We start from the raw sequence: 12,911 nt of genomic DNA on the forward strand, positions 1-12,911 counted from the left end.
GACCTGAAGAAAAAGTCGATCACCATGGGTAAAGGATGTTAAAAAGTGTTCACCATGTCCCCGAACACCTGTCTACCATGTCCCCGGACCGTACAGGGGAGAGGGTTAGGGTGAGGGGGAAGGGCAAGGTGTACTCTACTTCTTACTGATCTTATCCAGATATCCCATCACAAATGCCGACAGCACAAACGTCAGATGGATGATGACGTACCACATCAGTTTGTTATCCGGCACGTTCTTCGCGTCCATGAACACGCGCAGCAGGTGAATGGAGGAGATCGCCACAATCGACGCGGCCACTTTATTCTTCAGCGACGAGGCATCCATTTTTCCCAGCCAGCTGAGCTTCTCTTTACGCTCGTCGATATCAAGCTGGGAGACAAAATTCTCGTAGCCGGAGAACATCACCATCACCAGCAGCCCGCCCACCAGGGTCATATCCACCAGCGACAGCAGAACCAGAATTAAATCTGCTTCGGCAATGGAAAAAATGTTCGGCAGCACATGCCAGATTTCCTGAAAGAACTTAATCGTCAGCGCGACAAGTGCCAGCGAAAGGCCAAAATAGACGGGGGCCAGTATCCAGCGGGAGGCGTACATGGCATTTTCAAAAAAGCGTTCCATAAAGTCCTGTTTGCAAAAGAAACCAGCGCCCAGTATATCTCAACGGCGCTGACTGTTTACAATAGCTAACCAGTACGTCACTCAGACGTTGTCTGGGTTAACCTCCGGACGGGCATACTCCGGCCAGACCAATACCACCAGCTCCGGGTAAGCTTCCAGGCTGAACTCACGAAAACACTGACGCAAATTTAATACGTCCAGGTCGGAATAAGATACCTTCTCGCCGTTAAGGCAGCGCTTTTTGATATTGTCATAATATTTATACACGGCTGAATTCAGGTCGCTACAACGACGCTGCGCCTCAAACAGTCCAGGCGTGTCATTAATTTCCGACATTTTCATACGTTTAATTGTTGCATGTAAAAAGTCGATATATTCGTGGTTCACCCGCCAGTACCAAACAGGCGTAACGGAGTTCATCAATACAGAGAAATGGTCTTCACCTTCCTCTTTTGTCATGAGCTCCGGTTGTGGGGGTTCACTGGTGTCTTCCGACACTTTCGTTTTATTGAACTCCTGCATCAATAAAAGAACACCAGCGGTCAGTAATAGTAATGTGATGACCGTAAAAAAGATGCTGTTCATGGGTAGGCTCCATTTTTTTTGATTTTAAATTTGCCTCATGATATTGTCAACGAATCTCACGCCTTTACCAACCCCACCCTGTTGAAATTAAAGGAAATTAAAAATGCTGCCCGACTATCTCGTCCCGGCTAAGTACCATATTACGCCTGTGGAACAGCAACCGACGGAAGCAGAAAAAGAGGTCAGTTTCACTCAGGGGAAAAGAAAGCTCTCTGATTTCGAGCCTGATATATTAATTGGTGTTTCCCGCACCGGCAAATCCCGTAATATGTTGCTGGAAGAGCACGATCGTCATATAAAAGAACGCTTATTTCGCGCCATAAAAATTGAAGCCTTTGTCCACCTGCTGAACGACCTGCAGGCCGAAGGTGAAATAGATGCCCAGAAACTAAGTCAAATAATGGCCGAGAAAACCAAAGAAATTAATGAAGCGGGCAATGAAATTTGGCTTAATTTAATTACACGAGAAAAAAATAACCCAATTTTTTATAGCCTGGGGGAAGATTAACGTGACAGAAGTTAAAAACAACGACGTTTATTTGACTTTAGATGATAAAAAAAGTGATGAATTTATCTTAAAGCAAAATCTCGACGCGCTGCGAAAAACAAAAAATGCCGAGATGACGCGTATTACACAGGACCTGGTATCGATCCCGGCGACGCTGGTCCGTCTGAAATGGCAGAATCGCCGCGAGATTTATCCTCTGCAGGTAAAAGAAGAAATTTACGGTGCCGTGATGAACGCCATCATTGAACAGCGTCCCGAGCTGAAAGAGAAGCTTCTTGGACGCCTCGAGGCCAATTACCAGTATCTGCTTGCCCGCGAAATCGCCACCCTGCGCCTGACGCGTAAACTGTCAGACGGTGAGTACCGTACCTCAAACGTCACCTGCGTTGCGCTGGATGAGGACGCGCTGGCGTCTGTGACCAGCCCCCCTTCTGAAAAGCAAAGTTAGTTAAATCTGAAGACGGCAATCGCCTCTTTTAACTGACCCGTCTGCTGCCGCTGCGCGTCGGCCACCTGCAATGTTTGCGCAACGTGTCGCACATTTTCCTGCACGCTGGCATCGATACTGGCAATACTGTCGTTCATCTGCGCAATACTTGCCCGCTGCTGCTCGCTCATCTGAGACAGCTCTTCAAGTAGAGAGCGAAGCCCTTCGATACTCTCAATGATCGACTTCATTGTCATACCGGCATGCTCAACCTGCTCGACGCCCTGCTGCGTGGTCGCCTGCGATGCGGTCAGAAGCTGGCGGATCTCTTTTGCAGCCCCCTCGCTGCGCTGGGCCAGTACACGCACTTCCGAGGCAACCACAGCAAAGCCTTTACCATGTTCGCCCGCTCTTGCAGCCTCGACCGAGGCGTTGAGCGACAGGATATTTGTCTGAAACGCAATCCCGTCAATCAGCTCCAGAATGGCGTAAATACGCTGCGACTCCTCGCGAATGTGTTCCATCGCCGCAATCGCCTGTCGTACGTTATGGCCCCCCTGTTCCGCCACGCTACTGGTATTGAACGCCACCTCCCTGACCTGGCTGGCTTTTTCACTGGTCAGGGTTGCGACTGCCCTTAACTGTTCCATCGCGCTGGCCGCCGTCGCCAGCGAACTTGCCTGATGATCGGTACGTTCCGACAGCGCGCTGTTGCGCTGTCCTAGCGCGCGGGATGCTTCCAGCAGTTGTCCGATATTGACGCTGACCTGCTCAAGCGTGGCACGCATGGTGCCAAGCGTCAGGCTAAAGGTGCGGGCAAAAGGAGACTCTGCCGGCACCGCATCGACGGCAAGCGTGAGGTACCCCGGCTCCCGGTTGATCACGCCCGCGAGCCTTGCCACCTCGCTCGCTGAACGGGCGTCCTGCTCCATTCGTATCGCCAGCAGAACCAGGATTGCGGTCTGAACCACCACAAAAAGGCCATGAAAAACCACCATATGAAAGCCGGTGTGCATAAACACCACGACACCGTAAAGGTCGTTTTCCTGTAGATAGTTAAACACCAGATGATGTAACGCGATGACCGCGGCCCCCATCACCAGGGGCCGCCAGTCTCGCCAGGCAAGCAGCGCGGAAAGCAGGACGAAAACAGAAAAATGGTATTCGGTTTCACCCTCGCCCAGATGAATGAGCAACGCGGAAAATGCCATTAGCACAAACGCAGAGCTCAGGCGGAGCAGCAGCGTGCCGGGAAGCAGCAGCGTTAGCAGCGTCGATAAGCAGGCCAGAGAGGTGCCAACGACCGCACCCTGCACACTATTCTCGTTCATATAACCTACGCCCAGCGAGATGCCCCACATCGACCAGATAAGCCCCAGTATTAGTCTGTCGGCGCGTCGTCGAATTGCAGAAAGCGAGAACTGGTCGTTTTGAGGCGCGTGCGGATACAGCCATGTCATCGTAGCCATAGGGAGTCTCTTGCTGTGCAGATGAAAAGATCCTTCGAAGAAGGTCTGTTTTTATTATCTTTTTTAAGCGTAGTGGGGATATTCCGCGACGCCATTTCAGCAAAAGATATATTTTAAAAGCGCAGCCGAATACTGATATTTACTTAACTATCAATAGATTATTAATTATGGCTTTATTAATAAATAAATATGAAGAATGGGGATATGCAGCAGAAAATAATAACGATTTAACATAGCAACAAACAAAAAAGCTGGCTTTCGCCAGCTTCCTTATCACTTCATCACTTCGCGGCCGCTTTTTCTTCGCCGACCAGACCAATCTTCAGGTACCCCGCCTGATGCAGCGTGTCCATTACCCTCATCATGGTTTCATAGTCGACGGTCTTATCTGCACGGAAGAAGACGGTGGTGTCTTTCTTGCCGCCGGTCAGTTGATCCAGCGCCGGAATGACTGACGCATCCGTTACCGGGTCGTTACCCAGGAACATGGATTTATCCGCCTTCACTGACAGGTAGACAGGCTTCTCCGGGCGCGGCTGTGGCTGGCTGGAAGAGGCCGGCAGGTTTACCTTCACGTCGACCGTCGCCAGCGGCGCAGCCACCATAAAGATAATCAGCAGAACCAGCATGACGTCGATAAACGGCGTCACGTTGATTTCATGCATTTCGCCGTTATCGTCCAGATTTTCGTTTAGACGCATCGCCATCGTATCAACCTGCGCGCAGTTTAGACGCCGCATGCACCGGCTTAACCGAGCTGGCATTCAGGTCGAGATCGCGGCTTTGCAGCAGCAGGACCTGCGCGGCAACGTCACCGAGGGTGGCTTTGTAGCTGCCAATCATGCGTGCGAAGATGTTGTAGATAACCACCGCGGGAATAGCGGCAACCAGACCGATTGCCGTTGCCAGCAGCGCTTCTGCGATGCCCGGTGCCACAACAGCCAGGTTGGTGGTTTGGGTCTGCGCGATACCGATAAAGCTGTTCATGATGCCCCAGACCGTACCGAAAAGACCGATAAACGGCGAGATTGCACCGATCGTCGCCAGATAACCATTGCCGCGCCCCATGTGTCGGCCAACGGCCGCAACGCGACGCTCCAGGCGGAAACCGGTACGTTCTTTGATGCCTTCGTTATCTTCACTGCCTGCAGAGAGTTCCAGCTCGTTCTGTGCTTCATTCACTAACAGGGTGGTCAGGCTTTTCGCGTGGAAGGATGAGGTTATGTCCGAGGCCTGATCCAGAGAGCGGGCTTCAGCCAGCTGTAATTGTTCCCGCTTGAGGCGACGCTTCTGCGAAAGCAGCTCGGCGCTCTTGCTGAAGAAAATAGCCCAGGTGACAACGGACGCCAGAATCAGGCCGATCATCACAATCTTAACCACGATGTCAGCATGCTGATACATGCCCCAAACGGAGAGATCCGTCTGCATCAAATTATTACCCACTCTGTATCTCCAGGACGCAAATCACAAAATCTGACCGTAATAATATCAAAACGTCGTCGAATTGATAGTCGTTCTCATTAGTATTTACATGGTGCCGCAATTTTCGTTCACTTTCCTTGCGCTTACGCAGTAAAAATTTCTTATGCGTTTTTTTGCTGAAATTTTCTGCTTATTCGATAAGCCTGCGGGTGCAGTTTTTTCCAATCGTGGTAGTCTGGACGTCCAGACGTATAAAAACAGGGTTAGCGAACATGACAAAGAAGCATCTTGATACCACGCTGGTACAGGCTGGACGCAGCAAAAAATACACTCAGGGATCGGTCAACAGCGTGATTCAGCGCGCCTCCTCACTGGTGTTTGAGACTGTTGAGGAGAAAAGAAACGCCACGCGCAATCGTGCAAAAGGCGGGCTGTTTTATGGCCGTCGCGGCACGCTAACCCATTTTTCCCTGCAGGAAGCGATGTGCGAGCTGGAGGGCGGAGCAGGCTGCGCGCTGTTCCCGTGCGGGGCGGCTGCGGTGGCCAACACCATTCTGGCGTTTGTTGAACAGGGCGACCATATCCTGATGACCAACACCGCCTATGAACCCAGCCAGGACTTCTGCACCAAAATCCTCAGCAAGCTCGGCGTCACGACCGGCTGGTTCGACCCGCTGATTGGCGAAGGCATTGCCGAACTTATTCAGCCAAACACGCGCATTGTGTTCCTGGAATCGCCGGGATCGCTCACCATGGAAGTCCACGACGTGCCGGCTATCGTGAAGGCCGTGCGCAGCAAAGCGCCAGAGGCAATCGTCATGATCGACAACACCTGGGCGGCAGGCGTGCTGTTTAAAGCGCTGGAGTTTGACATCGATATCTCCATTCAGGCGGCGACGAAATACCTGATTGGCCACTCTGACGGCATGATTGGAACCGCAGTCTCCAACGCGCGCTGCTGGGACCAGCTGCGTGAAAATGCTTACCTGATGGGCCAGATGGTGGATGCAGATACGGCGTACATGACCAGCCGCGGACTTCGCACGCTGGGAGTTCGCCTGCGTCAGCACCATGAAAGCAGCCTGAAGGTGGCCGAATGGCTGGCGCAGCACCCGCTGGTGGAGCGCGTTAATCATCCCGCGCTGCCCGGCAGTAAAGGTCATGAATTCTGGCAGCGTGACTTTACAGGCAGCAGCGGTCTGTTCTCGTTCGTGCTGAAAAAACGGCTGAATAACGACGAGCTGGCAAGCTATCTGGATAACTTTACCCTCTTCAGCATGGCCTACTCCTGGGGCGGTTTTGAATCCCTGATCCTGCCTAACCAGCCGGAACAGGTCGCGGCCCTGCGCCCCGGCGGTGAAGTGGACTTCAGCGGCACCCTGATCCGGCTGCATATTGGTTTAGAAAATGTGGACGATTTAATTGCGGATTTAGCAGCAGGGTTTGAGCGTATCGTGTAGAGTGCTGGCTGAAAATGTACTCCCTGGACGCATTTGTGGACACTGCAAGCAGAAAAGTCTGCATGAGTTGCGCCCGGGATCAAACCCGACGGGCGAATAAGGGAGTACAATAGTTCTATATCTGCTGTTCCACAGGAAAGTCCATGGCTGTAATTCAAGATATTATCGCGGCGCTCTGGCAACACGACTTTGCCGCGCTGGCGGATCCTCACGTCGTCGGTATCGTCTATTTCGTGATGTTCGCAACCCTGTTTCTGGAAAACGGATTACTGCCAGCCTCGTTTTTACCCGGTGACAGCCTGCTTTTACTTGCCGGGGCGTTAATCGGCAAAGGCGTCATGGACTTTACGCCAACAATGGTTATCCTCACCTCCGCCGCCAGCCTGGGCTGCTGGCTGAGCTATCTGCAGGGCCGCTGGCTGGGGAATACGCGCATCGTAAAAGGCTGGCTGGCGCAGCTACCGCATAAATATCATCAGCGTGCGACCTGCATGTTCGATCGCCACGGCCTGCTGGCGCTGCTGGCGGGGCGTTTCCTGGCGTTTGTTCGCACACTTCTGCCCACCATGGCGGGCATTTCCGGTCTCTCTAACCGTCGCTTCCAGTTCTTCAATTGGCTGAGCGCTCTGCTGTGGGTGGGCGTGGTCACCACGCTCGGCTACGCGCTGAATATGATCCCCTTTGTGAAACACCATGAAGACCAGGTGATGACCTTCCTGATGGTGCTGCCGATGTTCCTGCTGGTCGCGGGACTGGTAGGGACTATTGCGGTAGTGATTAAGAAGAAGTACTGCAGCGCGTGACCCCCTCACCCTGACCCTCTCCCCGCAGGGAGAGGGGAAAAAGCCTAAACTCCCTGCATGGTTCGGATGCGTGACGCATCTTCCCCCGGCGTGACGCCGAAGTAGCGCTTAAACTCCCGACTAAACTGCGACGCACTTTCATAACCCACCCGCATTGCCGCCGCGCTGGCCTTCATGCCGTCGTGGATCATCAGCATCCGCGCCTTATGCAGCCGGTAGGTTTTAAGGTACTGCAGCGGCGAGGTGCTGGTCACCGATTTGAAGTTATGGTGAAACGCCGAGACGCTCATGTTCGCTTCCGCCGCCAGCTGGTCGACGCTGAGGTTTTCGGTGTACTGGCTTTCAATACGCTTGAGCACGCGGCTTATCAGGCTAAAGTGGGTCTGTCGGCTCACCAGGGCGAGTAACGCCCCACCGCCGGGCCCCAGCAGCACGTGGTAGAGAATTTCGCGGATAATCTGCTTGCCCAGAATGCGCGCATCCAGCGGCCTTTCCATAACGTCCAGCAGACGCTCAACGGCGCAGAGGATCTCTTCCGATAACGTTGCGGAGTTAATCCCGCTCGACGCCATTGACGGCTGGAAGAGCTCGTCTTCGCCAATCTCCATCAGCAGCTCCTGCAGCTGAAGGATATCAACATTGACGCGGATCCCCGCCAGCGGAACCGCCTCTGTCGCGAAAGTTTCACATTCAAAGGGTAAAGGTACTGTCAGGAGCAGATATTCATTGGTGTCGTACCGAAAGACGCGCTCATTGATATAGCCAATTTTATGGCCTGAAAAGAGAAAAACGATGCCCGGCTGGTACATCACCGGCGTGCGCGTCCCGGGCTGCGTGCCGTACAGCAGGCGAATATCCGGCAGCAGTTCGCTGACACCCTTTTCGTTATCTATCAGTTCTTTAATCTGCAAAGTGAGCTGATGACAGATCGCGTCACGATTCATTTTACGTTACTCCGGGTACGGTTTCCGACGCTGACAGTGTGCGTCGTTTTCCGCGCTTTCTCCAGTGCTCTGTAGAAATGGGCAAGACATCGGCAGAAATGTGCATTGAGAGGATATCCCCGGACGGCCACAATGTGCAGCATCAGGTTGCCCTCTGCGCCACCACGGTTTTTCACCCACGAAAGGGAACGAGCAATGAATAACTTTAACCTTCACACCCCAACCCGCATTCTGTTTGGTAAAGACGCTATCGCTGACCTGCGCGCGCAGATCCCTGCTGACGCCCGCGTCCTCGTCACCTACGGTGGCGGCAGCGTGAAAAAAACCGGCGTGCTGGATCAGGTTTACAGCGCCCTGGACGGTCTGGACGGTCTGGACGTGCGTGAGTTTGGCGGCATCGAGCCAAACCCGTCTTACGAAACGCTGATGAACGCGGTGAAAATCGCCCGCGAAGAGAAGATCACCTTCCTGCTCGCCGTCGGTGGCGGTTCCGTGCTGGACGGCACCAAATTCATCGCGGCGGCGGCACATTACCCGGATGGCGTTGACCCATGGCACATTCTGGAAACCCGCGGCAGCGACATTAAAAGCGCAATCCCGATGGGCTCCGTATTGACCCTCCCGGCCACCGGTTCTGAATCCAACAAGGGTGCCGTTATCTCCCGCAAAACCACCGGTGATAAGCAGGCCTTTATGAACGAGCACGTTCAGCCCGTGTTCGCCATCCTGGACCCGGTTTACACCTACACCCTGCCTGCGCGTCAGGTAGCGAACGGCGTGGTGGACGCCTTTGTGCATACCGTTGAGCAATACGTCACCTACCCGGTTGATGCCAAAATTCAGGATCGCTTCGCGGAAGGCATTCTGCTGACGCTGGTCGAAGACGGCCCGAAAGCGCTAAAAGAGCCGGAAAACTATGACGTTCGCGCCAACGTGATGTGGGCCGCAACGCAGGCGCTGAACGGCCTGATCGGGGCTGGCGTGCCGCAGGACTGGGCGACCCACATGCTGGGCCACGAGCTGACGGCAATGCACGGTCTGGATCACGCGCAGACGCTGGCCGTTGTTCTGCCTGCGCTGTGGAACGAAAAGCGTGACACCAAACGTGCCAAACTGCTGCAGTACGCCGAGCGCGTGTGGAACATCACCGAGGGTTCTGACGATGCGCGTATTGACGCGGCAATCGAAGCGACCCGCAACTTCTTCGAAGGTCTGGGCGTGCCAACGCGTCTGTCCGGCTACGGTCTGGACGGCAGCTCCATCCCTGCCCTGCTGGCGAAACTCGAAGAGCACGGCATGACCCAGCTGGGCGAGCACGGGGACATCACGCTGGACGTCAGCCGTCGCATTTACGAAGCGGCGCGCTAAGCGTTTTTGTCCTTCCGACTTTCGTTTTTTGGCATTTCGTCCAGACTTAATGCACACCCCATCGCCGGAGTCCCCCTCCGGCGATGCGCACCTGAAGGAGGAAAAATGGCAAACCAAACCGTAATCAAGCTGCAGGACGGCAACGTGATGCCCCAGCTGGGGCTAGGTGTATGGAAAGCCGGTAACGACGAGGTCGTCTCCGCCATTCATAAAGCCCTGGAAGTCGGCTATCGGTCGATTGATACCGCCGCCGCGTACAAAAACGAGGACGGCGTAGGCAATGCCCTGGCCAGCGCTGGCGTTTCCCGCGATGAGTTATTCATCACGACGAAACTGTGGAACGACGATCAAAAGCGTCCCCGCGAAGCCCTGCAGGAGAGTCTGGAGAAACTCCAGCTCGATTTCGTTGACCTGTATCTGATGCACTGGCCGGTTCCGGCTATCGACCATTATGTTGATGCCTGGAAAGGGATGATTGACCTGCAGAAACAGGGGCTGGTGAAAAGCATCGGCGTCTGTAACTTCCAGGTGCATCACCTGCAGCGCCTGATCGACGAGACGGGCGTCGCGCCCGTGATTAACCAGATTGAACTGCACCCACTGATGCAGCAGCGCCAACTTCACGCCTGGAATGCCACGCACAAAATCCAGACCGAATCCTGGAGCCCGCTGGCCCAGGGCGGCGAAGGGGTGTTCGATCAGAAAATTATCCGCGACCTGGCGGATAAATACGGCAAGACGCCAGCGCAAATTGTCATTCGCTGGCACCTGGACAACGGCCTGGTGGTGATCCCGAAATCGGTCACGCCGTCGCGCATCGCCGAGAACTTCGACGTCTGGGATTTCCGTCTCGATAAAGACGAGCTGGGCGAAATTGCAAAGCTGGATAAGGGCAAGCGTTTAGGGCCCGATCCGGATCAGTTTGGCGGCTAGCTGCCGGGTGGCGGCTTCGCCTTACCCGGCCTACAAAAAACCCCGGCTTGCCGGGGTTTTCTTTTACGCTTTGCGCTTCACAGGTTTCTTCACACTGGAATTACCGTTCGAACGCTGATGCACAATCGGCGTGTGCTTGGTCAGCGCCGGACGCGTATTACGATTCTGGCGACGCGCTTCGCGCATCTCATCCAGCGTCGGGGCCGGAACCAGGCAGTCGCGACGCGAGCCGATCAGGTGTTTTTTACCCATCTCTTCCAGCGCCTGACGGATCAGCGGCCAGTTTTTTGGATCGTGGTAACGCAGCAGCGCCTTATGCAGACGACGCTGTTTATCCCCTTTCGGCACCACCACCTCTTCACTCTTATAGCCAATCTTACTCAGCGGGTTCTTGCCGGTGTAATACATGGTCGTCGAGTTGGCGAGCGGTGAAGGATAGAAGTTCTGCACCTGATCGAGACGGAAGCGACGCTGCTTCAGCCACAGCGCCAGGTTCACCATGTCCTCGTCGCGCGTGCCCGGGTGCGCGGAGATGAAGTACGGGATCAGATACTGCTCTTTGCCCGCCTGCTTCGAGTAGGTGTCGAACAGCTCTTTAAAGCGATCGTAGCTGCCCATGCCCGGCTTCATCATTTTCGACAGCGGGCCTTCTTCGGTGTGCTCCGGGGCAATCTTCAGATAGCCGCCGACGTGGTGCGTGGCCAGCTCTTTGATGTAGCGCGGATCTTCCACGGCGATGTCGTAACGTACCCCGGAGGCGATCAGGATCTTCTTGATGCCCTTCAGGTCACGCGCGCGGCGATAGAGGTTGATCGTCGGCTCGTGGTTGGTGTCCATATGCTCGCAAATGCTCGGATAGACGCAGGACAGACGGCGGCAGGTTTGCTCCGCGCGAGGCGACTTACAGCGCAGCATGTACATGTTCGCGGTTGGACCGCCAAGGTCGGAAATCACGCCGGTAAAGCCCGGCACCGAGTCGCGAATCGCTTCGATCTCGTTGATGATCGAATCTTCAGAGCGGCTCTGGATAATGCGCCCTTCGTGTTCAGTAATGGAGCAGAAAGAGCACCCGCCGAAGCAGCCGCGCATGATGTTGATCGAGAAGCGGATCATCTCATACGCCGGGATACGGGCGTTGCCGTACGCCGGGTGCGGCACGCGCTTGTACGGCAGCGCAAAGACGCTGTCCATCTCTTCGGTGGAAAGCGGGATCGCCGGCGGGTTGATCCAGATAAAGCGCTCGCCGTGCTTCTGCATCAGCGCGCGGGCGCAGCCCGGGTTGGTTTCATGGTGCAGAATACGGGACGCATGCGCGTAGAGCACCTTGTCGGCTTTCACCTTCTCGTAGGACGGCAGCAGCACGTAGGTCTTTTCCCACGGTTTCGGGCGCGGCGGCTGCACAACAATAGCCTTCGCTTCCGCTTTTTTCGGTTCAACCGGTTTGTTATCGGCACACGGCAGATCTTCGCCGTACGGGTGCGGGATCGGGTCGATTTTGCCCGGCATGTCGATGATGCGGGAATCCACCCCGCTCCAGCCCGGCAGCGCCTCTTTCACCATGATGGCGGTATTGCGCACGTCGCGGATGCTGCTCACCGGCTCACCCTGCGACAGACGGTGCGCCACTTCCACCAGCGGACGCTCGCCGTTACCGTAAATCAGCATGTCGGCTTTGGAATCCACCAGCACCGAGCGGCGAACGGTATCTGACCAGTAGTCGTAGTGCGCGGTGCGGCGCAGGCTCGCCTCGATGCCGCCCAGGATCACCGGCACGTCTTTCCAGGCTTCTTTACAGCGCTGGGTATAGACCAGGGTGGCGCGGTCCGGGCGTTTTCCCGCCACGTTATCCGCCGTGTAGGCATCGTCATGGCGCAGCTTACGGTCGGCGGTATAGCGGTTGATCATCGAGTCCATGTTGCCCGCGGTGACGCCGAAGAACAGGTTCGGTTTACCCAGACGCATAAAGTCGTCTTTGCTGTTCCAGTCAGGCTGGGAGATGATCCCCACGCGGAAGCCCTGCGCTTCAAGCATACGGCCACAGATGGCCATTCCGAAGCTCGGATGGTCAACGTAGGCATCGCCCGTGACCAGAATGATGTCGCAGCTATCCCAGCCCAGTTGGTCCATCTCTTCCCTGGACATCGGCAGGAACGGCGCCGGTCCAAAGCAGGCCGCCCAGTACTGGGGCCAGGAGAAGAGGTCACGATCCGGCTGGATCAGGGAAATTGCGCTCATAATGCTTCCGAAGAAAAAATAGACAAAAGGGCGGGGATTATACGCTGGATCACTGCGGGAAATGAAGGGGTATTATGCGGGCTGTTGCCCCCTCACCCTAACCCTCTCCCAAAGGGAAGAGGGCCGGGGTGAG

13 protein-coding genes are annotated in these 12,911 nt (G+C 55.2%); 6 read left to right on the forward strand and 7 right to left on the reverse strand.

The window, feature by feature from the left end:
• Positions 1 to 135: 135 nt before the first annotated feature.
• Positions 136 to 624: a TIGR00645 family protein gene (locus M2433_RS16690; RefSeq protein WP_047347852.1), complete on the reverse strand. Its 489-nt coding sequence runs from the start codon at positions 622 to 624 to the stop codon at positions 136 to 138.
• 81 nt (positions 625 to 705) lie between these two features.
• On the reverse strand, positions 706 to 1,209 hold the full coding sequence (locus M2433_RS16695) for an ESA_00282 family adhesion-associated protein (RefSeq protein ID WP_429056027.1): 504 nt from the start codon (positions 1,207 to 1,209) through the stop codon (positions 706 to 708).
• A 103-nt stretch (positions 1,210 to 1,312) separates the two neighbouring features.
• Here M2433_RS16695 and M2433_RS16700 point away from each other — a divergent pair, with 103 nt between their 5' ends.
• Both M2433_RS16700 and M2433_RS16705 read left to right on the forward strand, forming a co-directional pair.
• Entirely contained in the window at positions 1,313 to 1,717 is a 405-nt protein-coding gene (locus M2433_RS16700) for a hypothetical protein (RefSeq protein WP_429056025.1), read from the forward strand.
• A gap of 1 nt (position 1,718) precedes the next feature.
• Complete coding sequence (locus M2433_RS16705; protein WP_429056023.1) at positions 1,719 to 2,165, forward strand: cytoplasmic protein; 447 nt, start codon at positions 1,719 to 1,721, stop codon at positions 2,163 to 2,165.
• Here M2433_RS16705 and M2433_RS16710 read toward each other — a convergent pair.
• The 3 genes from M2433_RS16710 to exbB form a co-directional block, all read right to left on the reverse strand.
• Positions 2,162 to 3,613, reverse strand: a complete 1,452-nt coding sequence (locus tag M2433_RS16710) for a methyl-accepting chemotaxis protein (protein WP_429056022.1) — start codon at positions 3,611 to 3,613, stop codon at positions 2,162 to 2,164. The two genes, M2433_RS16705 and M2433_RS16710, sit on opposite strands and share 4 nt — an antisense overlap.
• A 281-nt stretch (positions 3,614 to 3,894) precedes the next feature.
• Complete coding sequence (exbD, locus tag M2433_RS16715; RefSeq protein ID WP_429056020.1) at positions 3,895 to 4,320, reverse strand: TonB system transport protein ExbD; 426 nt, start codon at positions 4,318 to 4,320, stop codon at positions 3,895 to 3,897.
• A gap of 4 nt (positions 4,321 to 4,324) precedes the next feature.
• Positions 4,325 to 5,056 carry a tol-pal system-associated acyl-CoA thioesterase gene (gene exbB, locus M2433_RS16720; protein ID WP_429056018.1) on the reverse strand — a complete coding sequence of 244 codons (732 nt, stop codon included), beginning with the start codon at positions 5,054 to 5,056 and terminating at the stop codon, positions 4,325 to 4,327.
• A 251-nt stretch (positions 5,057 to 5,307) separates the two neighbouring features.
• On the opposite strand from exbB, the gene metC reads away from it, so the two are divergent.
• Together metC and yghB are read left to right on the forward strand one after the other, a co-directional pair.
• Positions 5,308 to 6,495 (forward strand): cystathionine beta-lyase, encoded by a 1,188-nt coding sequence (gene metC / locus M2433_RS16725; RefSeq protein WP_429056016.1) that lies wholly within the window; start codon positions 5,308 to 5,310, stop codon positions 6,493 to 6,495.
• 143 nt (positions 6,496 to 6,638) lie between these two features.
• Complete coding sequence (yghB, locus tag M2433_RS16730; protein ID WP_059312553.1) at positions 6,639 to 7,298, forward strand: DedA family general envelope maintenance protein YghB; 660 nt, start codon at positions 6,639 to 6,641, stop codon at positions 7,296 to 7,298.
• Between the two features lie 44 nt (positions 7,299 to 7,342).
• Here yghB and M2433_RS16735 read toward each other — a convergent pair whose 3' ends face one another.
• On the reverse strand, positions 7,343 to 8,242 hold the full coding sequence (locus tag M2433_RS16735) for an AraC family transcriptional regulator (RefSeq protein WP_429056014.1): 900 nt from the start codon (positions 8,240 to 8,242) through the stop codon (positions 7,343 to 7,345).
• 195 nt (positions 8,243 to 8,437) lie between these two features.
• Between M2433_RS16735 and yqhD the strand changes: the two genes are divergently transcribed.
• Complete coding sequence (gene yqhD, locus M2433_RS16740) at positions 8,438 to 9,610, forward strand: alcohol dehydrogenase (protein WP_429056012.1); 1,173 nt, start codon at positions 8,438 to 8,440, stop codon at positions 9,608 to 9,610.
• A gap of 105 nt (positions 9,611 to 9,715) precedes the next feature.
• Positions 9,716 to 10,543, forward strand: coding sequence for a 2,5-didehydrogluconate reductase DkgA (gene dkgA / locus M2433_RS16745; RefSeq protein WP_429056010.1), 828 nt, complete (start codon positions 9,716 to 9,718; stop codon positions 10,541 to 10,543).
• A 63-nt stretch (positions 10,544 to 10,606) separates the two neighbouring features.
• Here dkgA and M2433_RS16750 read toward each other — a convergent pair whose 3' ends face one another.
• Positions 10,607 to 12,778, reverse strand: coding sequence for a YgiQ family radical SAM protein (locus M2433_RS16750; protein ID WP_429056009.1), 2,172 nt, complete (start codon positions 12,776 to 12,778; stop codon positions 10,607 to 10,609).
• Positions 12,779 to 12,911 lie beyond the last annotated feature (133 nt).

Origin of the sequence: Enterobacter sp. AC1 (assembly GCF_050434705.1) — a bacterium.
In the GTDB taxonomy this organism is placed as follows: domain Bacteria; phylum Pseudomonadota; class Gammaproteobacteria; order Enterobacterales; family Enterobacteriaceae; genus Enterobacter; species Enterobacter cloacae_L.

Coding starts and splice junctions, on each gene's coding strand:
- M2433_RS16690 (WP_047347852.1), bottom strand. CDS start 624: ATGGAACGCTTTTTTGAAAATGCCATGTACGCCTCCCGCTGGATACTG.
- M2433_RS16695 (WP_429056027.1), bottom strand. CDS start 1,209: ATGAACAGCATCTTTTTTACGGTCATCACATTACTATTACTGACCGCT.
- M2433_RS16700 (WP_429056025.1), top strand. CDS start 1,313: ATGCTGCCCGACTATCTCGTCCCGGCTAAGTACCATATTACGCCTGTG.
- M2433_RS16710 (WP_429056022.1), bottom strand. CDS start 3,613: ATGGCTACGATGACATGGCTGTATCCGCACGCGCCTCAAAACGACCAG.
- exbD (WP_429056020.1), bottom strand. CDS start 4,320: ATGGCGATGCGTCTAAACGAAAATCTGGACGATAACGGCGAAATGCAT.
- metC (WP_429056016.1), top strand. CDS start 5,308: ATGACAAAGAAGCATCTTGATACCACGCTGGTACAGGCTGGACGCAGC.
- yghB (WP_059312553.1), top strand. CDS start 6,639: ATGGCTGTAATTCAAGATATTATCGCGGCGCTCTGGCAACACGACTTT.
- M2433_RS16735 (WP_429056014.1), bottom strand. CDS start 8,242: ATGAATCGTGACGCGATCTGTCATCAGCTCACTTTGCAGATTAAAGAA.
- yqhD (WP_429056012.1), top strand. CDS start 8,438: ATGAATAACTTTAACCTTCACACCCCAACCCGCATTCTGTTTGGTAAA.
- dkgA (WP_429056010.1), top strand. CDS start 9,716: ATGGCAAACCAAACCGTAATCAAGCTGCAGGACGGCAACGTGATGCCC.
- M2433_RS16750 (WP_429056009.1), bottom strand. CDS start 12,778: ATGAGCGCAATTTCCCTGATCCAGCCGGATCGTGACCTCTTCTCCTGG.